Origin of the sequence: Acinetobacter sp. BIGb0102 (assembly GCF_003815055.1) — a bacterium.
In the GTDB taxonomy this organism is placed as follows: Bacteria; Pseudomonadota; Gammaproteobacteria; order Pseudomonadales; family Moraxellaceae; genus Acinetobacter; species Acinetobacter vivianii.
This window is the reverse complement of sequence record NZ_RKQE01000010.1, coordinates 376,702-402,587: the sequence shown is the minus strand read 5'-3', so window position 1 is coordinate 402,587 and position 25,886 is coordinate 376,702. Positions and strand designations below refer to the sequence as shown.

17 protein-coding genes are annotated in these 25,886 nt (G+C 36.4%); 10 read left to right on the top strand and 7 right to left on the bottom strand.

Going from position 1 to position 25,886, the window contains the following annotated elements; translation table 11 throughout:
• Window positions 1-389: 389 nt before the first annotated feature.
• The 3 genes from EC846_RS04565 to EC846_RS04555 are packed head-to-tail and all read right to left on the bottom strand — an operon-like array spanning window position 390 to window position 8,152.
• On the bottom strand, window positions 390-1,952 hold the full coding sequence (locus tag EC846_RS04565) for an AAA family ATPase (protein WP_123774358.1): 1,563 nt from the start codon (window positions 1,950-1,952) through the stop codon (window positions 390-392).
• Window positions 1,945-5,916 (bottom strand): N-6 DNA methylase, encoded by a 3,972-nt coding sequence (locus tag EC846_RS04560; protein WP_123774357.1) that lies wholly within the window; start codon window positions 5,914-5,916, stop codon window positions 1,945-1,947. The genes EC846_RS04565 and EC846_RS04560 overlap by 8 nt, the downstream gene beginning before the upstream one ends.
• Complete coding sequence (locus EC846_RS04555; RefSeq protein WP_123774356.1) at window positions 5,909-8,152, bottom strand: type I restriction endonuclease subunit R; 2,244 nt, start codon at window positions 8,150-8,152, stop codon at window positions 5,909-5,911. Before EC846_RS04555 ends, EC846_RS04560 begins: the two co-directional genes overlap by 8 nt.
• A gap of 820 nt (window positions 8,153-8,972) precedes the next feature.
• Here EC846_RS04555 and EC846_RS04550 point away from each other — a divergent pair.
• Window positions 8,973-9,239, top strand: a complete 267-nt coding sequence (locus tag EC846_RS04550) for a hypothetical protein (RefSeq protein ID WP_123774355.1) — start codon at window positions 8,973-8,975, stop codon at window positions 9,237-9,239.
• A gap of 62 nt (window positions 9,240-9,301) precedes the next feature.
• Window positions 9,302-10,027: a hypothetical protein gene (locus EC846_RS04545; RefSeq protein WP_123774354.1), complete on the top strand. Its 726-nt coding sequence runs from the start codon at window positions 9,302-9,304 to the stop codon at window positions 10,025-10,027.
• 87 nt (window positions 10,028-10,114) lie between these two features.
• Here the strand turns inward: EC846_RS04545 and EC846_RS04540 are convergent, their stop codons facing one another.
• Window positions 10,115-10,786, bottom strand: a complete 672-nt coding sequence (locus tag EC846_RS04540) for a hypothetical protein (protein ID WP_123774353.1) — start codon at window positions 10,784-10,786, stop codon at window positions 10,115-10,117.
• A gap of 3 nt (window positions 10,787-10,789) precedes the next feature.
• Entirely contained in the window at window positions 10,790-11,683 is an 894-nt protein-coding gene (locus tag EC846_RS04535) for a helix-turn-helix transcriptional regulator (RefSeq protein ID WP_123774352.1), read from the bottom strand.
• 120 nt (window positions 11,684-11,803) lie between these two features.
• Between EC846_RS04535 and EC846_RS04530 the strand changes: the two genes are divergently transcribed.
• The 8 genes from EC846_RS04530 to EC846_RS04500 all read left to right on the top strand — a co-directional run bounded on the left by EC846_RS04530 (window position 11,804) and on the right by EC846_RS04500 (window position 22,956).
• Window positions 11,804-12,976, top strand: a complete 1,173-nt coding sequence (locus EC846_RS04530) for a metallohydrolase (RefSeq protein WP_123774351.1) — start codon at window positions 11,804-11,806, stop codon at window positions 12,974-12,976.
• A 6-nt stretch (window positions 12,977-12,982) separates the two neighbouring features.
• Entirely contained in the window at window positions 12,983-15,277 is a 2,295-nt protein-coding gene (locus EC846_RS04525; protein ID WP_123774350.1) for a Mov34/MPN/PAD-1 family protein, read from the top strand.
• 14 nt (window positions 15,278-15,291) lie between these two features.
• Window positions 15,292-15,885, top strand: coding sequence for a DUF6338 family protein (locus EC846_RS04520; RefSeq protein ID WP_123774349.1), 594 nt, complete (start codon window positions 15,292-15,294; stop codon window positions 15,883-15,885).
• A gap of 166 nt (window positions 15,886-16,051) precedes the next feature.
• A complete protein-coding gene (locus EC846_RS18260; protein WP_004879542.1) occupies window positions 16,052-16,213 on the top strand; it encodes a hypothetical protein in 162 nt (53 codons plus the stop codon).
• A gap of 244 nt (window positions 16,214-16,457) precedes the next feature.
• Window positions 16,458-20,168 carry an ATP-binding protein gene (locus EC846_RS04515; protein WP_123774348.1) on the top strand — a complete coding sequence of 1,237 codons (3,711 nt, stop codon included), beginning with the start codon at window positions 16,458-16,460 and terminating at the stop codon, window positions 20,166-20,168.
• Complete coding sequence (locus tag EC846_RS04510; protein ID WP_123774347.1) at window positions 20,168-20,818, top strand: hypothetical protein; 651 nt, start codon at window positions 20,168-20,170, stop codon at window positions 20,816-20,818. The genes EC846_RS04515 and EC846_RS04510 overlap by 1 nt, the downstream gene beginning before the upstream one ends.
• A gap of 9 nt (window positions 20,819-20,827) precedes the next feature.
• Window positions 20,828-22,069 carry a hypothetical protein gene (locus EC846_RS04505; protein ID WP_123774346.1) on the top strand — a complete coding sequence of 414 codons (1,242 nt, stop codon included), beginning with the start codon at window positions 20,828-20,830 and terminating at the stop codon, window positions 22,067-22,069.
• Window positions 22,066-22,956 carry a hypothetical protein gene (locus tag EC846_RS04500; protein ID WP_123774345.1) on the top strand — a complete coding sequence of 297 codons (891 nt, stop codon included), beginning with the start codon at window positions 22,066-22,068 and terminating at the stop codon, window positions 22,954-22,956. The genes EC846_RS04505 and EC846_RS04500 overlap by 4 nt, the downstream gene beginning before the upstream one ends.
• Window positions 22,957-23,034: 78 nt before the next feature.
• Here EC846_RS04500 and EC846_RS04495 read toward each other — a convergent pair whose 3' ends face one another.
• Both EC846_RS04495 and EC846_RS04490 read right to left on the bottom strand, forming a co-directional pair.
• Window positions 23,035-24,267, bottom strand: coding sequence for a hypothetical protein (locus EC846_RS04495; RefSeq protein WP_123774344.1), 1,233 nt, complete (start codon window positions 24,265-24,267; stop codon window positions 23,035-23,037).
• Window positions 24,268-24,314: 47 nt separating this feature from the next.
• Window positions 24,315-25,265 carry a TniB family NTP-binding protein gene (locus EC846_RS04490; RefSeq protein WP_123774343.1) on the bottom strand — a complete coding sequence of 317 codons (951 nt, stop codon included), beginning with the start codon at window positions 25,263-25,265 and terminating at the stop codon, window positions 24,315-24,317.
• Between the last annotated feature and the right edge of the window lie 621 nt (window positions 25,266-25,886).

Genomic DNA, 25,886 nt, shown 5'->3' with positions numbered 1-25,886 from the left:
CTGTAATATAATAATCAATAGCTTAAAGGTTTTAATGACAAAGAATGACAACTGTCAACGACATATAAGTTGTCACATTTATAATTAATTTATTCAAACACTTGAAGCAAATATTTCAGAAATAAAATAAACTCTCATATATTCTTCAAAAAATTATTTTATCTATAGTGAAGTGGCATCCATTAGTTTGAAAAGTTTAAAACTATAGTAATAAAGAAAATATATTCCCATTTTTAAGAGGCCTAAGGATTAATAAAAAAAGAAGAGAAGTAGCTAATCTACCGCCTTGAATCATTATTTCACGCATATGTATAATTGGTAGTACAAATGTGCTGCCCCTTAAGTTCTTCATGTGGGAACTAATCAGGTATATTAGCTATAATCACTGATTAATTTAGCTCCTTTGTAACTGTAACGACAAGTTCCAAGCATAGCAAAAATATCGCATAGGCTGTCCCAGGGTCGATAATTGCACCATTCTGGTGCTGTCCAAAATCACCAAAACTTTGTACAGAATTGACTAAATAAAACGTTGTTTTGCTGATTTTTAATGTTTTAGGTAAGCATTTTTCAGTGCCAGTCATTAGTTTCAACAAATGAACTCGTCTTCCTCCCTGAGGGAAGCCCGTTCTCAGGACATCGACTTTTTCATCATTTGACTCCCAGTAATCTAACCAGTCAGTACGGATTTTTCTGCATGGTAACTCAGCATCCCAGATAAGCTCAAAGACACGATCGACGATCCCTCGGATATTGGTCATAAAGACTTTCGGATAAGCGGGTAGGTCACCGATAGCCCGCTCAAGATAACGTTTTAACTCAGGGTCAATACCTGTAATATGATCTATTCGCCGCTCAAAAACCGATTTCATATTTGAGAGATAGTTATCAGGGGTACCGAAGAGGCGCATTAATGCATTGCCTTCATTCGGCTGATCTTTCAAGTAATTGGTCAGCAACCGACAGGGGCTCTGTATTTTATTTCCAGCTTGGGTAATAAAGCCTTTTTCAATCAAATGGTCGATGTCGCTTTGTGCGATCCCAGATCTAGAAATGGTATTTTCTTCTATGATACGAAGGAAGAGATCTTTTGATGAGGCGGGGCAGTCACTCCATAATGATTCTAACTGGTCCCGTAAAACAGCTAAAGCCAAGATGGCCGCATCGCACACGTTTTTTGAACTGACGTTTCCATTGAAGGATGTATTATTAAGGATATTGAGTATCCCCAATAGTAAAACTGGATAGCCATTGCTTTCATTCCAGAGTTCAGATTTTGCACCTTGGTCGAAACTCATATCAGGTAACTTATGCAGCAGCTCTTTGAGGTCATTGTCATCAAAACAACCGATGTGGATGGGTTCAGAGTTGAAGATATTCCAAAAATCACTGGTCTGCGCTTGCGGATTTCTGATTAACTCTCTTAATCTGCGACGACTGGCGGTTACCAACCGAAGACTGGATAGTTGAGCAAGTTCACGCAATTGGTCCCATAAATTCCTCGTCAACTTCCCATTTTCGAGTGGTTTATCAAACCCATCCATGATCATCAAGACACGTTTTTTCTCTTCTTTTAACATCTCAAGTACGTCGGTAATGTCAGCATACAAGTCATCTTTTGATGTTTGTAAAAGTTCCGCATACTCTGGATAATTTTCTGCTAGACCAGATGCAAGCTTCTTCGCGAAAGCAGATAAAAACTGTTCATCTGTAGCAGGGGTCTTATGACCTAAATCCCATATTAGTACGGAAATATAGGTGTTCTTGTCTTGACTTAATATGTTGACAAGCTCATGCAGGACCACGGTTTTGCCTGAAAAACGTGCTCCAGTTACTTGTAAATGGTCTGGAAGAAGTTTTGTTAGCGACGCTTTCATTTTTCCTAGAACTTTATGCCTTCCAATTGCTGGGGGAATATTAGTCCCAAGGATAGGGAAACATATATCAGACATTTTCTTCCTCTGCTTCTGTCCTGGCGTGACTTAACACGACATTAATATCTTGCTGCTGAGCTATCCATTCAGCCATGAGTGGGATGGCGAGTCGATATTCCCCTCCATCTAGTTGTCCTGAATAATCAATTAACTCCAGCTCTCTGAGATAGGCTAAATCTTTATCCAGAGCTTCCTCATGCATATCGACACCATTTTGTGTGAGTAGTTCCTGTAATGAACCAAAGCTAAGGGATTCACTATTACGATAGGACTGGGTGCAAAGCATTAACACTAATTGTCGGCGATAATGTCCGGTAGCAGGACCTTGCCCAGCATAATCCCATAAAGTTGCAAAATGTTCGTTGTCACGAGCCAGCTCTTTAGCACAGTTGTCAATAAAACTGGCGGTGATATTTTTACTGCGAGTTTCAATAGCGAAATCAAAAACCTTATTACACAAACACTGCAACAGATAGGGATGCATGGCAGTGAGTTGCAATACTAGGTCAACCGCATCAGGTGCAAAAACAAGTCTGTCACGGACAGGTTCGATAACAACTTTGCTAGCATTGAGTTTATCAAGAGCTGTGACTGGGATGCTGGTACCTAGGCCAAATAATGCGGACCAGTATTCTTCTCTCAATCGCTTGAGTCGTCGGGATCCAGTTAGAATGGCAGAGAAACGAGGATTGTTTTGTATCAGGTAACGTATGTTTTCGGGCACTTGGGGCGAGGTTATACCGCTATCAATTCCTTCTTGAAGCTTATCGAACTCATCTAGCATTAGAACGAGACCCAATTTCAGTGGGGCCAATACTTTATCTATGTCATCCAGATACACTGAAAAATCGACAAAAGGAGTTGCTTCACTGATCCCTTCACGGCAGGCTTTTGATATAAGACGTCCAGTACCTAACTGTCGAGCACCACCTGGTATCATGTTTCCGTCAGGTAAGGGCAGATCGATACTGTTTTTATTAAGGGCTGTAGCAATACTTCTAGCCATACCTCTAAAGACCTCGACTGAAGGAACACCAGCGACATTTGATGCTCCACCGACACCTTGCAGGCTACAGTACACTGATAACCAGCCAGGAATAATATCCTTGCCTTCCAGATGTTTTAATATGGATGTTTTACCGGCGCGTCGGTTCCCTTCAAGTAATACGACATTTCCATGAGTTGATATTTGTCGACGAATACGTTCAAGAATAACGTCGCGGCCAAAGAACACATTATGCCCACTCTCTGGCTCTAAAGGACTACCAGTTACATAGGGACTACTCCCGAGATCCTGTTCCGTAAGCCGGCTTACCTCACGAGTTTCTGAAACTGTAAATGCGAGTTCTATGACACCATTGTTTTCCTGGCCAGATAAGCCAGTGGCTTGCCATTGCAGACGTATATTAAAGCGACCTTCAATCTTAGGGGTGTTGCCGTGCAGGTTTAGTAAGAAACTCGACTTTTCAGGAAGATAGGCCAGGTATTCGGATCCCCAGTCAGGTTGGGTTTGGATCTGGAGGCCTCTCAGTGGTAAAACGCCCGGGTTTTCTATTTCAATAAAAAATGAATGATAACTATCTGCAGGAAGTGACACGGGGGAGTTTAGAAGCTTCAGTTCCGTTGGTACTAAGAGATCAGCTATTGCGGCTTTTAGCCATACGCGTAAACGTTCAGCCGCGTACCATAACGGCGTGTCATTATTAGCCAGATTTTCATTAACTAAAAATAATACACGTTCTGATTCCTGTAAAACGTTGAGTAGTCCTGGCCCTGGAGGGATTTTCCCTACGTCTTCAAGTAAAGTGACAGCTTGAAGGAAAAGGGGAATGCTTCTCGCCTCACGCTCGTCAGAATAAGAGGCTAGAGGGTATTTCTGGGCATTACGAACCAAATCGACAGTGGGTTCAAGAAGATCCAGCGAAGGCGTGACCTCTGCTCCAGGTACGAAACGTGGGAGTTGGCTTTCAATCTCAAGGATCAGGCTGCTAAAGATATCCATCTCGCTGTCGTTGGCGAGAGTAGAGATAAAGGTAAGAATATCCATGCCTGACTGCTGGTATCTGGCTACTGCGCGTCTCTGTATAGGTAGCGGGAGTACAGGAATGGGCAATTTCAAAACGGTATCACGATTAATGTTTTGAATTCCAGTACCGCGAGCGTGCGCTGAAAACCAATTTTGACAGGCGCTACTATTTATATATGCAAGTAGATAATCAGAGTCTAAATAGTTTTTATCAGGGCGAATGACATAAAGCCCCTGTCCTGCCAGTGCACTCGCTGCAGCCTCGCTGACAATTGCATTTTTACCAATGGTTCCGGAGCGTGAAATAAGGATATCGCCAGGTTGGAGGTTCAAGTGTGGATTACAAGGGACATCTGGTTTTAACCAATGCGACACCCGGACGATCCTGCCATTAGCAAGATCGCTAATTCGGATGTACCCCTTGGCTTGATCATTATGCGGTGCTGAAGATAAATCGACTGTCTTAATAGTCCGTCCTGTAAAAATAGAGGACATTGTGGAAAGCTGATCGACATAATTCGTGTCAGAGTCTTTTATAAACGGTTTCAAGGCGTTAAGTAATTCATTTCTATCTCGGCGACGCGGCGTGAGATCCCAGTCAGTTTCGGCCAGCTCAGTGACTGAAATTTGCCATCCAGCATAATCTTCCGTGTCTTCATTCAACTGGATCGACGTTTCGTCAAGGTAGGTATGTGATGAAGAATCCTCTCTTATTCGATGATATCGTCCGAGAATAAAATTGGTGAGTTTTTCAGTATCCAGTTGAAGTGGAGAGGATGCTTTACTGGTTGCTCTTAGTCCTGCTAGGTTTGTTGCATCTACCATTTGCACATGATGAAAATCGCCATTTTTATTCAGTACTAAAAGACATCCTCTAATGTTGGATCCAGGGATAATAAGGCCTGTAGGCAAGCCTACAACAGCCTGAACCATACCTTTTCTCAGCAGATGCTTACGTAAATCCCGATCAGCACCAGCCCTGAATAAAAAACTTTCTGGAACAACAATTACTGCGCGCCCATTGGTTTTTAAGCGGGATATTGCTTGCTGAACGAACAGACCTGTGATGTCAGGTGATTTGAACGGCAAATGACGGTAATAATGGGCTTTTGAGTGCGTTTTGATACCAACCGGAGGGTGGGCGACAACAATATCAAATGCTCTATCTTGATCTGCATTATCGTCAAGACTGTTCCCAAGTGCCAGTTGCGTCGACGAAATCCCAGAAAGCACTATTCTTGTCAGACCCGTGAGAAACGCGCTGATATTTACATCATTACCACTGACCCGTAATGTGTTACTCAAATTTTGCTGTTTATTCTGACGCAGCTGGAACAGGTTCCACGCGGAAATAAGGAAATTGCCCGTTCCAAAACAGGGATCATATATCGATTCACCAGGTTTTGGATTAATCAGTTCCGCTATCAAGCGGGAAAGAGATTCGGCCGAAGAGTATTCTATGTCGTGCCGATCTGAGGTTTCAGTCAGAATGCGTTCAAAAATTTCAGACAGAATTTTGGGAGCCGACAACGGGGTAAGTTGAAGAGAACACAGCCATTGAATGACAGGCATCAGGAGGGATACATCAATACTCTGAATGTGCCGTAATGGTTTGTCGAGGTGTTTTAAATAACTAAAACCAGCAGCATTAAACGCTTCAATATTGTTCCATTCGATATGCGAGGCCAGTGCATTGATGTTTTCTGTCACTTCAGCAGGATTAATCAGGTCTCCCCAGTTGCGCATTTGTAGAGCGGGGGGAAGAAAAGGAACATACTCACTTCCTTCAAATTCTGCGATAAACTGATTTTCTTCATCTTTTACATCTTGCCAGCGCAGTAATAAAAAAACGGAGAAGACTTCCCGTAATGATTGAGCTGACAGAAAATGTTTGAGTTCTGTCATCCAATTCGTTGTTCTGAAGCTTGTCTCGTAATTATCTGGTTTTTTATTCATCGCCCACCACAGTGTATTCGTCTTCTGCGCCAAGGGTGTAAAGCTGTTTTTTTAGCCCTTCCAGCTCTGTTCGAAACGCATGTGCGCTGCCAAACTGTCGAACAATTTCTATAAATCCACCAAATAGTTCGACAAAAAGGGGCGAATTATAGGTGTCAGCCTGCTCAAGTTCATCAACCCCCCTATGGCTGTAGTGATCTAATACAGCCTGCCAGAATTGGGGCATAAAATCGGTTTGTTGTATATTTCCAGATGCCTGTCGCCACTCATTTTTCTTTTCCAGTAACTGCTCAACGCGTTCTGCTCTGGTTGGGATTTCAGTGAGCTGAAATCCCAATTTCGCAATAATATCTATTTCATCAGAATCGGAGAGGTGCAAGTATTGAGTCAAAACAGGAATATTGACGTATTGACTCTGTAATTGGTTACGAAGTGAAATACGGGCTTCTTTGTTAATCCAAAGGTGATAAAGTTCATCCATATCGTTATGGCAGACAGACAGAATAGCTATCTTTGCGAGATCAAGATATTCTGCAACAGAAAGTGAGCTGCCGTCGGCCATATGAACTTCATTACCAGTAATTGAACCAAAAGACGACAATTTCCAGAAAGGATTTCTTGAAGTGATAGTAGCAAAGTCACGGGATAGCCTATTAACTGTATTTGATTCTTTGGGATGTTTACCGAATAGCTTATCTTGCAAGCTTTCTTCCAAAAGAGTCGCACCTGAATAATCATAAATGGTGAGGTGGGTTTTACCTATTTGTGCACAGGGTCTTGAGCCAATACCTTTCATCTGTCTGTAATGGATAATATTATTGATATGACGGACAAAAACAATGTTTTGAATATCTGGGACATCTAATCCCACAAACATATCAACCACGACAAGTATTCTAGGATAACTTTCTCCAATTTTTGAAAACTCATTTCTTATTTGCGCTGAGTTTTTCTGAACAGTCGTTAAGCTGGTTACATAGTCTGAGCTACCGGATAAACGTTTTAGCTCATTTACTATCATCGAAGCATGGGTAATATCGGAACTAAATATGACCGTTTTTTCGTCCCTAGCCTTGCGCTCACCGAGTAAATTCCATAAGTCTTCTATAATTTCACGTGTGCGTGAATGCAGTCGTAAATTGAAGCCTTGGCTAAATGCTATTGGGACGTTCCGCTGCGGGGATGTATATCCTTTCCCTGTGTCATCAGGCAGACGCTGGATGATGTGATCAGATACCAGATATCCGTCACCCATTGCCTGCGTTAAGGTATAGGCGAAAACTGGAGGGCCAAAATACTCATTTGTACGTTCAGAGTACGACAATTTGATACCGTCCTTTTCTCCAATATCCATTCCATTCGATATGCGTAGTTGAAGTGCATTATTAAAATATTTAAGGATATTAAAAGTTTGTTCATTTAATAAGTCTGACGTATTGCTCAGAATGATCAAATCAAAAAAATCAGGGGGGAGACTAAAAAGAGTGAGTTTATTATCTTTAGATAAACGCTGTACCATCGAAAAGTAAATCTTTTCATACCCTGAAAAATCATTTTTAGCTAAATCATATTCGATCAGTTGACGTTCAGAGTAAGGAAAGGCATTGAACATTTCGTACATTTGTAAGTTAAGAATTTTACTATCTGTCAGAATAAGAACCCGTCGCTGAGCGGTGTTCTGCTCCAGAAATTTCCATACAAGTTGAAACGCAACTCGGCTTCTGCCCGAACCTGTGACCATTGAGATTTGTGCCCGACGGTTACCCTGAGCGAAATGCATTAACGTGTGTTCAATGGCCATTTCCTGTTGAGTGCGCAGAGGCATGTCGTTCAGGTATGGAGAGGATAAAACGTTGCCCCATTGTGCCCAATCAATTAACCAGCCAGCACGTTTTATGAGTTCTTCCGGGGATGGGGGAGAAGATAATGTTTCAAATTTACTAGTCGTGTTATCGATGAGGATCCAGTCATGTCCATTTGTCGAAATGGAAAACCGAATAAACAGCATGTCTGCATAATGCGATGCCTGCCGAATACCTTCTGCAGCTCCTCTGAACTCAGCTTTTGCCTCAATTACTGCTAGAGAGATGTTGCGAAATGTCAAAAGATAGTCAATGTAAATGCGAGAGGCGTCGTCATTCGGGCCTATGCGAACTTCATGCTTCCATTCCCATCCAGACTTCACGAGTGCTGGTTCTATAAGTTCAACACAGGTCTGCTTTTCGCTACGTTCCATTAGATTGTCCTGAAACACTTATTTAATTTTATCAATTCCGCAGCACGGTTTTGGCAAGGGGGGACAATTGACTCAGCGCTGGCTGACATGATTATATTCAATGAGGCCATTGTTTTCTATAGATTTAAGCCAATCCTACCCACCTAATGTAGACACAGTATCTAAATCATCATAATCAGTAATCCAATGATTAAAAATAGAATATTTGAATCAAAGTATTTATGGCGGAGTTAAAGATCTTATAATTTTGAGGAATAATTACCATTTTCGTATATAGCTGAAATAATATTTTGAGTCTGTTGATCAACTTCACTGGCTAAATTTAAATAAACAAGATTTTGATTTTTGATTGCTGTTTTAATTGTTCGAAATTTAATACATATCCTTCAATTACAACAGCATTCGATGGGGTTGATGCGCCTAGTTTTTTTGCATCACGTACAAATAGGATATTACTGAATATATTCTTGATTAGACAGCATTTCAACAGCTTATTTTTCGATTTTACCACTAGCATGTAAAACTAATACTTTTTTCATATCTATCACCATATGGTTCTATTACATAAAAGGAAAATGCCATTTTCCAATCTCTATAGTTATATCAACCCTTTAAAAGACACATAAATTTTTATATTAAGCTTATTCAACTACTTGAGACATATTTTTAGAATATAATCAAACCCTCGTTTACTCTTTAAAAATTCTTTTATCAATAAAGATTTTTCATTTAATTCACTATTCTTATAGGACATTAGGCTAAAATAGCTATTATGTTATTCGTCAGCCTAACCAAATTTAATCAAAATAAGGTTTTAGATATGAAAATTAACAACTTAGAGGATGAAAGTGATATAGCTACTGCAGCAGCTAGGGAGCTTTGTAAAAGTTTTATTGAGAATGCACGTACCAACACAGTACTTTATGTGGAGAATGATGCTATATGGAGCAAGGCTCCTAATAGCGCTCCCGTCTTAATTAAAAAATTGTCTGGACGCAACCCAGAGCTGACAAAAAAAATTGATAGATCAGTTACTTATAAAATTAAAAAACGGAATATTTGTCATAAAACAAATAGTTCATACTAAGCAGAGCTCTACAAGACTAACGTAACTTATAATTACGTGAATTTAGAAAATGGTAAAACGACATGCTCTATGAAGAACTATCAAAAATACAATTTTCAAAGCAACTATACATAAGTGGAATGAGAGCTTTAAATATCAATGACTATGAATTTTTAACAGGTGATTGGCATGTAAAAGAGACATGGCATCCTGATTCTAATTTAAGTTCTTTTCATATCATGGGAAAGGGAAAAATTGCTTTATTTGATACAAATGTATATTTAGGTGAAGAGGGAGTCTTTGAAGCTAGTGAAATCTTACGGACAATGGGAATTCCAATTTTTTCACCGACGGTCTATGCTGCAACACATGCTAGAGCAATTGCTGATAAAATTATTGCAGAAGCATTTTTGGCTATAGAACTAAATGGTAGTAAACTCTTTAGATATATTTCATTACATGATTTTGATGACTATATGCCAGAAGATACAGATAAACAACGTGTCTATGAACTACTTGAGAAAGCCACAAAGCTTTTACCACAAGAACAATCCAATCATGTGAAAGAGTGGTTATATCAGGCAAAATGTAAATTTGAAAACTTAACTCTTGAACAAAAGAAAATCCGTAGTGCCTGGCTCATTGCTCAATCGAATGCTCGACAAGCATTTCCAGAAGAGGTAGTCAATGCTTGTAGAAAAAATTCAGATTCAAGATTAAGAAGATTACTAAATGGCGAAACAACTATTGAAGAAGAAGAGATAGATCTCTTAAATAAATGGCACGAATTAAATAGTAATAAAGAATAAATCTTAATCTTATATGATTTTAAAAAATTATAATTTGGTATGATTCACTATTGTAGGAATTTTTTCTTAAATTTTTTACAGAATAAATTAAGGTAGATCTTTATGAGACTCAAGGCATAAAATATTCTGGACGAATCTAATGCCATTATTTCTTGCTGAGATGATAAAAATGATTAATTGAATAGTAATGAATGAAATTGAAAGTATCCATTGGAATAGTGTTGCTTTAAAAGTGATACAAAGAATAATAAAGCCAATAAGTATAAAAATAGTTAATATGCTACTATCTCTAAAAAATAGAAATTTTAAATGAGAGTCAATAATTTGTTCATCATTTTTATGTTTTTGATAAATTTTGTACCAGACACGATTTTGTTCAAACGGTAGTGTAGGAAGTACACCGAGTATTTTTTCTAAATTTTCCATATCAATACGTGGATCTTTTTTCGCATGTACAGTAAAAGCCCGATGCCCTGGGAGACTATATTTCAATTTCCCAAATATAATGTTATGTTTTATTTCTGCTGGTAAAATATTTAATAGCAATTTTACGATTAAAATACCCAAGATAAAGGATGATAATAATTTAAATAAAGAGTTATCCAACATACTTTTTGAAAATAATAAACTCATAAATTTTTCTATATTCAATGCGGATAAAACAATGTTTAAAATAAGAAAATCCATACATATGATTTTCCATATGTTACTTATGTTTTCTTTTTGGAGTTTTTCTGAGGTAGATAATTCATTTGCCATAATTTATTGCCCAATCTCATCTTTTATTAAATGAGAGATATCTTCATAGTTTGATAAGGATATAAATTGATCATTTAACTTATTTAACTTCTCGTTATCCGTTATGAAATCCTTTAAGAGATTGTAACGTTTCAAAGTATAAAATAATAATGCTTTTCTACATTTTATCTCTATTTTCCCATCGATCATTCCATAGTCAAATTCAATGGCTTTACGATGTGTTTCAGATAAGTCAGATGAAGGCTTAAAAACTAGTGTGATGTATGTATGCCATGCTATATCTTGTTCGGAAGATACCACTGCTTCATCTAGAGTTTCTGCTGTAATAATTCTAGCTAAAACGAAATCACGAAAATCTTTACGTGTTCGACAAAATGCTCTTACATGCCAACGATGACCATCGAATACCATAGCATGTGGATTAAGTGTTCTTTCAGAAGCTACATCACTCGTCATTGAAAGATAGCTTACTCTGATAGCTTTTTTATTATTAATCGCATCAATAACCAAAGCTAAGGTATTTTCAGGCACTGTTCGCTCTAAAGATGGTAAGACATCACTGGGAGGTACCATGCCGATAAAGCTTTCATCACTTCTAATAATATTTTGATTTAAAGCCAGTAAATTACGTAAATAGTAGCGTGAACCTTTTTCGCTGAATAGAGGTTGGAATTCTTCAGACTTTAAATAAGCCTTTGTTTTTTTGTCATAAAATACATTATCTGGACGCCAATCTATATAGCGAGCTAAGTCAAGAGAAGCTTGAGGAACAGATATTCCAAAAAAATCTACTAGATCACTACGATTGATTTTACCAGTCCATTGAAGCCTAAAATCTATAAACTCTAACCGCTTGTCTTGTGACCAATTTGACGTTTTAGATTTTTTATCGGTCATACATCACCTGAAATGTTTGCTAACAAATATAATTTTTAGATGGGTATAAAAAGTATTCCCATCTAAAAATTATATTGTATATTAAGACATCAATCTTTTCTAGTCGCTTAAGGTAAACGTATGCCTGCTTCAATCGTTTTCTTTCCCGTCGATAATGGTGATATGACACTTATCACTTTAGCTGATGGTAGAACCATATTAGTTGATATCAATATCCGTCAGGATGCTGATAATCCTTTAACTTCTACTTATGATGTTGCCAGTGACTTACGGGGCAGACTTAAGCGGGATATGAATAATCGTCCTTTTGTTGATGTATTTTTATTAAGCCACCCTGATAAAGATCATTGTACGGGATTGCAAAAGCATTTTCATTTAGGAGCTTTAGCTAACTATTGTGATGATAATAAAATAGACAATGAAAAGAGAATTGTGATTCGTGAGCTCTGGTCTTCACCGATGGTATTTAGACGCGCTTCAAAAAATCATACTTTATGTGAGGATGCATGTGCTTTTAATACAGAAGCAAGACGCCGAGTCAAAATTAATAAAGAGAATAATTTCTTTAATATTCCTAAAGGCGATCAAATCCTTATCATGGGTGAAGACGAGAATGGTAAGACCGATGATTTAAATCCTATTCTCATTAAATCTGGTACAACGTTTAGAATCAATAATCAAGGGTATGATTCAAATCTTGAATGTTTCTTAATCGCGCCTATGACAAAGCAAAGTGAAGAATTAGAATGTGTACTTTCTAAAAATCATTCAAGCGTGATCATTAATTTTAGTATTGCTTCAAATGACTATTCTGATAAATGCCGTTTCTTATCTGGTGGAGATGCAGAAGTAGAAATTTGGGAGCTGATTTGGGATAAGTATCGCTCTATTCCAGAGGTTCTTGCATACAATATTTTGCAAACACCCCATCACTGTTCGTGGCGCACTCTTTCACATGATAGCTGGAGTGGAAAGGGAGAAAGTGCAAAAGAGTCTGTTGATGCAGTCAATGCATTATCTCAGGCCAGAAAAGGGGCTGCCATTGTTGCCAGTAGTAAGTTGATTCAGGATGAAGACAGTGATCCTCCATGCATTCGTGCTAAACGGACCTATACAAGAATTGTCCAGCAACTCTCTGTGAGTGGTAAGTTTTACTGTACGGGTGAATATCCTAAGAGTACGAATGTGAAGCCACTCATTTTTGAGATTGATAACGTTGGGATACGTGTAGCTAATAAAGCTGTCATTGGCGCAGCGTCAATTGCAGCTTCCCCTAACCTTAGAGCAGGATAATACTATATGTCAGTCGATCCGTTTTTCAAGATAGGTAAATCGTATTCTAGCTTAGATCCTAATCTTCTAAAGTATGAGCAGACACGTCAATTATTTCAATCATGCCTTAGTCATCCTGATTTCGATATTGCTGATATTGTTGAATTGTCTTGGAAATCAGATCAACCAGCTGAAGCGATTATTGTCCACTGTGGTGATGGGACTGTCCCAACAGAAAACCAAGTCGGTATTTTAGTGACAGAAGTACTGGCTATAGTTTATAACCCTAATAAACGATTTGGCAGTCCCTATGAGGTTTTAGCACTTCGAAAAGATTTTCCAAAAACTCCTCATTTAAATGGAACATCTTCTGGAGATCCAGCCTCGCTTTGCTTATATGCTGAAAGTTGGGAATCAGTTGAGAGGACTTGGACACCCAAAAAATTTCTTCAGAGAATCTTATGGTGGCTTCATGAAACATCAAATGATACTTTGCATCTAAATGATATTGTTCCTGAGCGGTTATTTTATAATAATTTTTACCAAGTAATTTTACCATCTGATTTTTTTAATAGTTTGTATTCCGAAAATTTCAAACTTAGGTTAAATTATATTTACAATCAGGATAAGCTATATAAGATTTTTAGAGCTTCATATATAGGTGTAGCTGAAAAAATTGACGAGGTTTCTTTTGAAAGTATAGTTGTAAAACTGCCAGAACTTGGTTTAAATCCAATTGAAAGAGTTCCTGATACTTTAGATGGTTTAGTTGAATATTTTAGAGCAAAGAATATTGATCTAAAGAATATATTGATAGAAGAAATTAAAAAAAATGTAGATCATAATGGTATTCAGTTTTTATCACCAAATACAAATACATTCTTATTGCTTTTACTTATAGTTCCAATAGTTAATCAAAATAATGATGAAAGCACTAACTACGATTTTTATGGTTTTGCTCTTAGTAATACTACTATTTCTGATTTGGGTATTAGGTTAGGAGCTTTGAATAAAGGTTTTGATAAAAAAAACGAGAATATATGTTTTCCTGATCACCATTTATTTGATCTAAAAGTTGAACAGCCCAATGATAATTTAAAAAATATTCAACTTGAACATGTTCAAATTACATTCGAAACCACAAAAAAGTTCGCAAGAACGGCCTCAGGAATAGATCTTTCAAACGCAAATTTTAACGGTGTATTAGCTGGGGTGGGTGCACTTGGTAGTACATTAGCTGAAATTTGGTCAAAAGAAGCATGGGGGAAGTGGTCGTATGTGGATGATGATCTACTTAAACCTCATAATGTAATCCGGCATATCGGTAAAGACTGCCATATTGGAAAATCTAAAGTAGATGTTGTAAAAGAATTAGTGGATCTAAACTATCCTTCTGGGGAAAAAAGTGTTGCTATTCATGCAAAAATTAACGACTCAGAAAATTCTCAAGTTAAAGAAGCTATTAATAACGCTGAATTATTAATTGATGTGACAACATCAATAGAAACCGCAAGAGATCTCCCAACATTAGCAAATTCGACACGTATAGTGTCTACATTTATAACACCATCAGGTGAAGATTCTGTTTTATTATTTGAAGATAAAGAACAGAAGATTAGAATTGATGTATTAGAAGCACAATATTATAGAGCTATATTAAATAATGATTGGGGAGTAAAACATCTTAAGAAACATCTTGGTGCATTTAAAACAGGTGGAGGCTGCCGTGATATTTCTATGATTATTTCTGATGAATTAATTAAATTACATGGCGCTATACTGGCACGACAAATTCGTTTGGGAAGCCACTGTAATGAAGCTCAGATTAAAATCTGGTCTTTAGATGATTCGACAGGACAAGTAAATTCTCACATTATAGAAGTATTGCCTTCAAAGAGAGAAATCTTACAGAATGGCTGGACAATAATTTATGATGATTTTATTCACCAAAAATTATCTAAAATAAGAGCAAAAGAACTTCCAAATGAAACAGGTGGTGTCATTTTAGGATACATCGATCAGAAACTAAAAAGTATCTATATTGTGGATATTTGTGAAGCACCTCACGATAGCATTGCAACACCAACAACTTTCATAAGGGGAAGTGAAGGCCTGTCAGATTACATTGATCTATGTAGTGAAAAAACAGCCTATATTGTTCGCTATATTGGTGATTGGCATTCTCATCCTGACTATGTATCGACAAGCCCCAGTGCGTTGGATGAAGTATTACTAACCGATTTACAAAATAAGATAGATGATCCAGATGATCCTGTTTTAATGGCTATTATAAATTCTAATAAAGTCAGTTTTTATCTTTAATATAGGGGATTATTATGGAAATCTTTGAATCTAGTAAGCTTGTTCTATTTATTATTTTTGCAATTCCAGGCTTTATTTCAATAAAAACCTATTCGTTACTGTGCCCAAATCATGAAAAAGATAGTACAAAGCTAATTATTGATGCCATTACATATAGTTGTTTGAACTATGCTTTATTAGGACCTTTTATTTATATGATGATTTTTAGTAAAAAATGGGATTTTATTTGTCCTTTTTTTACAATTATCTTTTATTCATTTGTCATGCTCGTTTTTCCAGCATTTTTAGCTTGGGGATGGTTAAAGTTAAGAAATATGGAGTTTTTTAAAAAGAATGCTCCTCATCCGACACCAAGGGCATGGGACTATATTTTTTCTCAGAGAAAAGAATATTTTATTTTAGTTACATTATCTGATGGGAAAAAACTAGCAGGAGAATATTCAGAGAAATCATTTACATCGAGTTTCCCTGAAGATCCGCAAATCTACTTAGAAAAAGCATGGGAGGTTAGTGCTGAGGGTGGTTTTGAAAGAATACGTGAGCAATCTGAAGGAATTCTAATATTATCCAAAGACATTCAAAGTATTGAATTTTTTCAACATCCCTAATATTTATCTATGGAGTTATCAATGTCAACTAAAGATTTAAAAACTAATATTCAGAGTATACCAAGCGACTTACAAACGAGAGGTTACCAGCCACAAAAGGTGACTTCACAAAATCCGTCGAATACTCAACCCCCTAAAAAACCTTAATTTTAGAGCGAGATTAATTATGAATGATAAAACTCAAAGAGTGCCTGTTGGTGATGGTTATAGTCCAGCTGTGATAAAACCACACAACCCAATGCCTGGTGCAGGTTATCAACCAGAAAAATCGAAAGGAACAAACCCGAGTAATCCTCAAGCACCTACATCTCCACCTAAAAAACCCTAAGGAATCGAAATGTCTAATATTAAAAATCCTGAAAACATAAATGATAGTTACAGTCCGAAACCTTCTGGATCTATTTCTGATTCAGATAAATTTGGTTATCAACCAACCAGATCTTCTGGGGGGAACACATCAAATTCATCTCAACAAACTACATCTCCACCAAGAAAGCCCTAAGACGATATAGAGCTCGCATTCTTTATGTGGGTTCCATTATTTATATTTACTTGTTTTTGAGAAAAATACTTTGAACAGCATAAATCACGAAGCGATAACCAAAGGTTTAAAAAATATTTATTTACATAACTCTTATATTAGAAATAAACGGGTGAAGTTGCGATGTGATGGACATACCAATTTGATTGGTGGGAATGGTCGTGGTAAGACCAGTATGCTTAATTTATTACCGATATTTGCTGGAATTTCACCTGAAAGCATGGTGCAAAAAGCTGGTAATAAATCTAGTTTTCTGGATTTTTATTTGCCTAATCTCCAATCAATGATTGTATATGAATATCTTGGGCAACAGGGTATGTGCTGTGTTGTGATGTACAGGCACCAAAATGGTATAAAACTGATTTATCGTTTTGTGCAAGGACGTGCTGAAGAAACTTTTTTTGCGCCACAGTTCGATGAATTATTTACGAAAAATACGCAAGTGAATGAGATTATTCATGAACTGCAATTAAATAATATTAAAATCAGTAAGCAAATTGAAACGATACTGGATTATCGGGCTATTCTGCATAACGATAAAGAGCGTTTTGCTCGTGATAAGAGTCTTCGTATATTGGCAGCAGACTACGCCATGTGTGATCGTCAATATACACTGCGTCATCTGGGTGAATTAACTCGTGTGCCTATGTCTCAGGTAGATCTGATTAATAAGTTTAAAAGTATGCTGGTAGATGCATTTCTACAGGATGAAAATGCAGTTGTAGGTGATAAAGGTCTAACTCATACGGCAAACTTAAATCTGATCGAGGATATGAGAAGTTTGCAGGAGTTTATAAAAGCAAGTTCTCAACTTGAAAAAGGTACGCAACTTAGAGCAAACGTCATTCAAACATATCAGCAACTCCTTAAGGTGAAGTTACAGGGTCATGTGTTAACTGAACAATTTATAGAGGATGAGCGTGAGCTACAACACGAGCATGATACCTATTTACTAAAATACGGACAGGACAATGATGTTTTACAAACGACTATAACTGATCTAGCGACTCAACTACGTAGCAAACAAGGTGAACGTACAGCAGTTAAAAATCAGATTGAGCATATCAATAGGCAGGAACAGGAATATCAGCAACTCAATATTGATCGCATGATCAGTGAGTATCATGATCTGCCTGTTTATCAAACTAAAGTGCAGGAAGAACGTGCTCAACTACAACGTCTGGAAGCTTCTGCCAAAGATATTGTGGATTCCCATGATCAGCATATACGCCAGATTCGAGATGAAACATCTAGGGAAAAGGAGTCGTGGGAACAAAAGAAAGGAGATATACATCATCAACAGATTGAGCTCTTCAAACAACAATCATTAGATGAAGACTTGCTTCGGACGGACCAGCAGGAGGAATTAACTGAATTGTCAAACAGGCAAGAATTAGCCCTTGAGACTATAAATGAAAATATTCAGCAGGCACATCGAAGTGTTGGCGAAGCTGGAGCATATACTTCTGATGAGCTGCAACATGTAGATTTAAATAAAAAATTATTAAAACAACAAAAACAGCAAATTTCAGAATATCTCAGTAAACACACTCTACTTAAGGAGAACGTTGATATCCACAAACAACAGGTGCATGATGCACTTAAAGCATTGGAAAAACATAAAAGCTTATTGGGTAAAGAGCAGGAAAAGGAACAGAAATTACGTGAACAATTAAATAATGAAGGTTCATTAATCAGTTTTCTGCGTACTCATCCTAATGAGGCATGGAAGCAGAATATTGGTAAATTGATTAATCCTGTTTTATTGCTTAGAAAAGGGCTCAATCCTAAATGGGAAACTGATGAATTAAGCCAGAACTCATTTTATGGATTGCATTTAGAATTGGATAAACTGAGTTTACCTCAGGAAGCGGACACGCTGGAGGATCTTAAAAAGCGTATTGAACAGCAGGCCTTGCGTTATAGTCAATATCAGGCTGATCAGACAATGTTGGAACGTAAAACGAACACTGCCAAAGAAGAGTTGGAACGTTTGCAAATAGAGCTGTCTGTGTCTGAGCAGGAGTTAAACAATTTAAATAGAAAATCTCAGGAATTAGATGCCGCACAGGAACGTATAGAGAAAAACATTCGCCTGAATGTCAATGAACGCAAGGAAAGGGCCGCCCAACTCTTACAAGATGCCGAGCAACAACAAAAATCCCTGATCCAGCAGCATAAGTCAGCCAAAAATAACCTGCAACAACTACAAGAAAAAGCTCGCGATAGTATTAAGGCAAAGTATCAGCTTAAAGATACCCAACTTCAGCAACAAGTAAAACAGATTGAAGACAATATTCATCAAGCTATAAAGCAGGGCGAAGATAAAATTGCTGAGTTGCTTAGCGCTAAAGATCGAGCATTGCAGGCTGAAGGTGTGGATACACAACAGTTAAAACGTGCTGAACAACGTTTAGCTGATGCTCAACAGCAGTTTGAAACTGTGAATGGATACATTGGCAGAATTAATGCTTATCATAAATGGGTTGAGATAGAACTTAGTCAACGTGCTGGACTTCACGACCAATTAAAAATGATTCAGGAAGTGATTGAACATCTGGAACAAGAACATGCAGATGGTGTAAAAGCGTTACAACAACTGGATAAGGAAAAAAGTGAACATAACAGGCAGTATCAAGCTGCTCTCAAGATAATTCAGAGAAAATCGCAGCAACTTGATGATTTATTAAAACGTATGGAACCATCAATACTGGATTTTACAGAGTTGGAATCAGAATTTGCTATTGATGAAATAGAGAAACCACTAGATTTTGACTGGTATCTCAATCATGGGCAGGAGCAATTGTCTCAATTGGCAGATTTACGTAAAGAAAGCCTTAAATTACATACATTAGTAAAACAGATTTTGAGTTTGGCGCAGGGTAATGGTCTGGAAAAATACTGGAGTAACCAGATGTTGGATTCTCGTTATCAGGTAGACAGTTTACCTTATATGTTACAGGCTATGACAGTATTGGGCAAAATGCTAGAGCATGAAATTCCATCCAAAATTAATGCAACGATCGTAGCATACCAGTCATTGGGTATCGTTTTTCAAAACCATTATGAATCACTCAAACGGTTTCAACGGAAAGTCTTCAGAGTCTCAGATGATCTGAGCTCGAATATTAATACCCATAATCCGTTTTCATCATTAAGTGATATTGAGATCCGACTTGAAGCTACAATCAATAAATTTGGTTATCTTACGGATCTGGAAAGTTTTGTGAATAAGTTTGACTCTGATGTGAATGAACTTCCTAATGAAAGCGTCATTGCCTCTTTGGAAAATGCAATAAAAGCTTTACATAATTCTAATGTTGAAAGTCATGACCTAAAAACCATGGTGGAAATGAGCATTTGCTTCAGAGAAAATACTCGTTTGGTCAAGGTGAGAAATGACAGGGATTTGGCAGAGGCCTCATCTACAGGTTTATCTCGCTTGGTGATTTTATTAATTTTTACAGGATTAATCCGTCATTTGTGTGCAGATGAAAGTGTAGCCATTCATTTACCAATTGATGAGTTAGGACAAATTGACCCAAGTAATAGCATAAAATTACTAGAGCTGATGCAACAGCAACAGGTCTATCTGGTGTGTGCTCAACCACAAATGAGTGAAGAAATCGGAAAGTCATTTCAATATAAATATAATATTGATAAAGATAAAGGCATTTCTCAGTTTGTAGTAAAGTCAAAAATTCAACAGAATCCACTACTTGTTGCAGGGAGCTGTGCATAATGAATCATCAATCTTTCGGTGAATGTATAGAACGGTTACTTCGTGGTGAAATTATTGATACATGGTTGGATAAATCCCTGTATAGCGATTTATGTCAGCCTGATAATCTTCAAGAGATCAATCATTTTTTATCCAGACTGAATCGTAACTGTATTCGCAGCAATGATGGTAATGGGTTTTATTGTGCTTATCTGGATATTGAGTCTCCAGAAATTCGTAAGATTATTCAGCGACAATTTAATGATTTTGTTTTGAGAATTGAACCCATTGTGCAATGGGTACGCTTGTGCCGTACACTGACCAATGGCAGTAAGCCAATTGAATATGGAGATATCATTTCAAAAGGTCAATTGCTTACCAGTGTAGAGCAATCTCATTTAGGCAGTGAGCAACTGAAAAAACTTGCTCAAAAAGTTGCTAAACAATCGACAAGTACCAATGCATCCGATCAATTGCAATATGTACTGAATTATTTGCAGGATGAAAAATACCTGATTCTAGCGGGTCATGATGCTGGAACAACCTATCGAGCCACAGCGAAATGGTCATTATTTTATGAGCAATTGGAATATATCAGTGCCTGTGAACAGATCCCGACGGACAACTTGCATGACACAGCAGGACAGCTAGTTCAGGATAATTTGATATAGGTACCCAGTATGAATGAAGCCAGAAAAGAACATCCCGCTGCAAAAGCCTGCTCGACCTTAGCTACACATATTGATGTGATTGGGGCCGCGATCAGTAATAATCATGGTGCGATTGAATTTAGCCCTGAACATGAAACAATGATTAAACGGTTGAATAAAGCAGGATTAGGCTATATCGAAACAGATACTGAGGCTTATATCCTGCATAGTACAGTTGTCAGGTTTGTTTCACATTTTGAAAAGAAAGGGCGAATCAAAAATTCCAGTGACGATATTCATGGATGTATTAACCAAATTGAGAGCTGTACTGAGACCTATCAATTTGCTAGACAAAGAAGTCTGCCTGAAGCTAGACATTATTTAAGCCAACTCAGTGAATTGGTGGTTGAATTGTCCAGTTTACTGCATGAAAACTGCTTATATTTTTCCAGTATAGTGGCAGATCACTTAGCTGTCATATCCGATCTTGAGTTAAAAATTCATGTGACTGAACAAGCGTTAAAACAACATGGTAAATTACGCGAGACACTTACAATATTAAGTGCGGATTGGCTGGATCAAGTGATGTGTTTAGGTAAAGAGCTTGAACGACTGGTTAAGCGACGTTTGCAACCTGTGGTAAATGCTTGTAATCGTGAGTTATTAAATACAGCCCACCAGATTAAGGAACAGATTACAGCACTTAAAAAAGAACAACTGATCCAGCACCGCAATATATTGATTGATTCAGTTCATCGGTATTTATATGAGAATCAGATTGACATGCAACTGGAGGCAGGTATAACACCAGATGTGTTTAATAGGGTCACAGCCATACCATTATTAGGTTATGGTAACGTTAATCAATATAGTCAACTCGATATTTTAGGAGAACTGGGCGCAAAAGCAGCAGAAAATCGACATGCCAAATCGAATATTAAACTGGCAGAAGCTCAAACAACCATCAACCAAACAAATGAGGTTGAGATTGTGGAACAAAGTCCATTACAGACGGCCCTAGAATATTTTTTTGAGGCAGCCTTACAGAGCGATGCTGGTACAGAATGGCGTGGTGTAGATTGTTTCGAGAAACTACATCCAAAGGTTGAGCTAGAATTCTGGTTAATGTCATTGGTTAGCTATCATCATGTGAACCAAAAGACACATGAACACAAAATTACGATGCGCATGGAAGAAACCCAGACACCATATTTTGATGGTAACTTTTTAGTACATGATGTAGTTGTAACTAAATCTAGGAGGATCATGTGAACCAGATTCAGTTAAACGTCATTCGGGATGTGTTAAGGGAAAAGTCCACACAGGTGCGATTAAATAAAACTTGGCAATTACTTCATGAAGAACATGGGATTGGTAATCGTGTAATTAATGGTCTGTGTTTAAAGGAGCGGGATTATCAGATATTAGAAAATTTGTATAAACAATATCGCAAGGATAATGTATTGGATGAGCTGTCTATAGGAGAGAATCGTCTTGAAGCTGTGAAAGTACATCGCAATGAAAAAAGCACATCAAAACAGGTGTTTGCAGATCAATTGGTATTTGCATCAATTCACCATAACTTACCTCTGAAATCAGTCTGTATGCCAATTGGGTATCCTACTTTCGTTCCAACAATAGATGTCAGTGAATTAGATATTACCGGTATAAAAAGGTTAGTGGTAATTGAAAATGCCACGATGCTAATAACTTTACATGAGTGGTATCAATGTTTACCTGAAGCCTGGCAATTTAGTCTTTTTATTTATCGTGGGCAAGGGCAGAATCAAAGTATTGTTAAAGCTCTTTTAGGCCAATTGAAACAGAATGTCCCTGTGGCAATTTATGCCGACTTTGACCCAAGTGGTTTATCCATAGTAATGGATTACTTAAGAATAAGACCTGTTATGATGATTGTTCCAAAAGAATGGGACCTGTTAGAAAATAATCATCCATGTAATCAAACAGATAAATATTTTGACCAGATTTATAAACTTCCTAATCTCGAAGAAAAGCTTTCTAGAAGTTCATATCTCTTACGTATGTATAACATTATGCGGAAAGAAAAAATTGCATTCATGCAGGAGAATGTATTGCTGTTAAATGAATTGGAGAGCTTGGAGTTGCAAAATTTAGAAAAACCTCTATCATCTTTTTGATAAAATATTTGAAAATTAATTTTATGGTTTTGTATGAGATGATACTTATAATCATCTATAATAATTATTTTACTAAATTCAATAATTTTCTTTGGTTAAGTTTAAATCTATTTTCTTGATTTTTACTCCTGCTAACATTTCTTCATAATTAAAATTGTATAAAAAAGTAGGGCTATAAAATATTTTGTCTAGCAACTCTAATTGTTTGCTTGGTAAAAAATCATGGAGAAAAACAAAATCATCCTTAACATCTTCAAAGCTTAAATTTTTAGATAAACTTTTACAAAAATGAATAAAATCCTCTAATTTAATATTATTATCTTTATCATATTTTTCAAAATATTTATTAATTACCAAATTTGAAACATCATCAGTTGTGTTTAATATTTTTTTTATATTTAAATCAACTTCCCTTTGCCCAAAATTTTCATCGTAATAATTCAAAAGGTTATATAACTCTTTGTCGTAATTATTGGAAATTTTATCAACCAGCTCGAATCCGACAATATTCGAAAGACTTTCTCTAATTTTAAAACCAACTAAAGAAATAATATTTATCAATCCAATTATTCTAAAAGTTAACAAGAAAAACTCATATCTAACTGTTTTATAATTAGGGAATCTAATATCAGTTCTTATAAATAACTCTCTAAATTCTTTGACTATAAACGGATCTGGTTGCATTAAAAAATCAATAGATCTTTTTAATCCTTTATGTAAATTATTTAAACTATACTGCTCACTTCTACTAGATGATAAACCTTTAAAATTTAAAAAATCATTATAAATTATAAAGATATCACTATGGCTTATTCTTTCATCACATTCAATAATATAATCACCAATATTTGAATAAACATAAGTCTTGCAGAATTTGCAGATTTCAATTTTTTCGGCATCCCAATCTAATAATTTATTACAGTGGGGACACCTACTTATATATGGAATCGAATGAGTAGGACATATAACATTTTTTCTGTATCCGTTAAGAGAGACATAACTGTGCTGCTTAATACAATATGGACAAATTAAGAGACAACTAACTACATAGAAGTTATTTTGATCAGTTAGACACAATTTATTTATCTCATCTTCTACTAAATCTGTAAATTTGTAAAAAACTGACTTATCAAAATTCCCTTTAACTATATTGATAGTACTTATCTTATTTTCAAAAATTGTTTTTATGACAGAATTTAGTGAAGGGTAAGCATTAGCCATTTTGATACGGTTTAAAAAACTTAGAATAAATTCATTTTCTTCTGGTATAGGGATGACAAGAAAATTCCTATTAAAATTTGGTTTATTCATTGCTTATACTCCACTTAATGAAAGTATGATTACGTAAATAATTAGAACTAAGAGTTTCTTATTTTTGAAGAAATACTAGCCATATCTAGACGAAATGGATTTGATTTAGTTTTACTTACATAGGAAGTAATACCGTCATCCCATGCTTTAATAAACTCTTCAATCGTTATTGTATAGTTATCTTTTTTCATCACTTGAAAAAGACAATTTTCTAAAAGAAGCATTAGGTAGGCATGGTGACCATTTGTAGCTATATAAATCTGTAAAGCTAATAGTTGACTTGTTAAAGAAGGTTCAAATTTAATATGTAAATATTTTTCGATATTTAATGAAATCTGATGAAGGAAAGCATGTAGTGTCCCTGGTTCATCTATTTTTGTAACTCTAAGCTGATTCAGCTTAAAGGTTTGTGAGAATCTTCGTGCAAGCTGACTGTCAATCTTCAATAACGACTCAAACTCAGGTAGACCCACTAGGCAAAAGCAAATACCAGTTTCATTCACCAAGGTTTTTATCCAATTGCATACCACTGTATTAATTCGTTTGGTCGAAGTTTGAAGATCAAACAAATGATGAAATTCATCCATAAATATCAGCCTTGTTTCACATACTTTTAACAGTGCTACAAGTTTGTGATTCATCTGCGCTGTGCTCCCTGAAAAAGGAGCAGGATCATGCAAAGCATTTAGCATACAACTTGCAACAGATTTCACAGTAGCTGGTGAGGGTACTTCTATATAAAACACAGGGACTATAGACTTCTTAAATCCCTCCTCAGTCCGATAAGTAGGGGGATGCTTTTTCACAATAGTTTGGCAGAGCGTTGTTTTTCCTAATCCACCTTTTGCTAATAACAAGCAACCAAATGGCTGAGCGTATGTTTTATTTTTTTCTGCACAAAGTAAAATCCCTTTATAAGCTGTATTAAATTCAGATGAAACTATAACAAGTTGCATGATTTTATTAATTTTATCTAAAATAACTTGATCACTATTCATTATCAAACTCCCAAGTTGAAAAATCTGAATAGTTATCTTTTTCATCGAATAGGTTATCTGAAACTAAGTCTCCTGTCTGTGCTGTTATAAGTGGTAAATTACTGAAACTAAATACTTCTTCTTCAGCTAGATTAAATTCTATTGGGTCATCCAAAAGAGTTTTTAAATGATTTGGCAATTCAATCTTAAGTTGTTTCGCTTTTTTATTTAACTTAACCTCCGATTGAATACGCTGATGTAAAGCCCATCGTGCAAAATCTGTTACATGTTCACCCAATTTTTCTTTATCTGCTTTTGATATTTTCTTTTTTTCTTCGAGAACCATCTCATGTTCATACAATGTCAATCCTCTTGTATAGGTTGGATCAGTTGAATCAGCTCGAATATAATTACTACTATCAAATGGATCTTGAAAATAAACATATTCTAGATTTGATTCATCCACCATAAGGATAACTTCAAGTATCCCCTGAGCTGACAATGTTGTGAGTACGTGAGATTTATAAGTTAGATACAGAAATTTAACCTGACCATGATTTATATTTCTTTTAACAGTTTTTCGTGTAATGACATCAATCTGAAATTTTGAGAGCAGAATAGGAGGGGTTATTTTAACAGCAT

Coding starts and splice junctions, on each gene's coding strand:
- EC846_RS04565 (WP_123774358.1), bottom strand. CDS start 1,952: ATGTCTGATATATGTTTCCCTATCCTTGGGACTAATATTCCCCCAGCA.
- EC846_RS04560 (WP_123774357.1), bottom strand. CDS start 5,916: ATGAATAAAAAACCAGATAATTACGAGACAAGCTTCAGAACAACGAAT.
- EC846_RS04555 (WP_123774356.1), bottom strand. CDS start 8,152: ATGGAACGTAGCGAAAAGCAGACCTGTGTTGAACTTATAGAACCAGCA.
- EC846_RS04550 (WP_123774355.1), top strand. CDS start 8,973: ATGAAAATTAACAACTTAGAGGATGAAAGTGATATAGCTACTGCAGCA.
- EC846_RS04545 (WP_123774354.1), top strand. CDS start 9,302: ATGCTCTATGAAGAACTATCAAAAATACAATTTTCAAAGCAACTATAC.
- EC846_RS04540 (WP_123774353.1), bottom strand. CDS start 10,786: ATGGCAAATGAATTATCTACCTCAGAAAAACTCCAAAAAGAAAACATA.
- EC846_RS04535 (WP_123774352.1), bottom strand. CDS start 11,683: ATGACCGATAAAAAATCTAAAACGTCAAATTGGTCACAAGACAAGCGG.
- EC846_RS04530 (WP_123774351.1), top strand. CDS start 11,804: ATGCCTGCTTCAATCGTTTTCTTTCCCGTCGATAATGGTGATATGACA.
- EC846_RS04525 (WP_123774350.1), top strand. CDS start 12,983: ATGTCAGTCGATCCGTTTTTCAAGATAGGTAAATCGTATTCTAGCTTA.
- EC846_RS04520 (WP_123774349.1), top strand. CDS start 15,292: ATGGAAATCTTTGAATCTAGTAAGCTTGTTCTATTTATTATTTTTGCA.
- EC846_RS18260 (WP_004879542.1), top strand. CDS start 16,052: ATGAATGATAAAACTCAAAGAGTGCCTGTTGGTGATGGTTATAGTCCA.
- EC846_RS04510 (WP_123774347.1), top strand. CDS start 20,168: ATGAATCATCAATCTTTCGGTGAATGTATAGAACGGTTACTTCGTGGT.
- EC846_RS04505 (WP_123774346.1), top strand. CDS start 20,828: ATGAATGAAGCCAGAAAAGAACATCCCGCTGCAAAAGCCTGCTCGACC.
- EC846_RS04495 (WP_123774344.1), bottom strand. CDS start 24,267: ATGAATAAACCAAATTTTAATAGGAATTTTCTTGTCATCCCTATACCA.
- EC846_RS04490 (WP_123774343.1), bottom strand. CDS start 25,265: ATGAATAGTGATCAAGTTATTTTAGATAAAATTAATAAAATCATGCAA.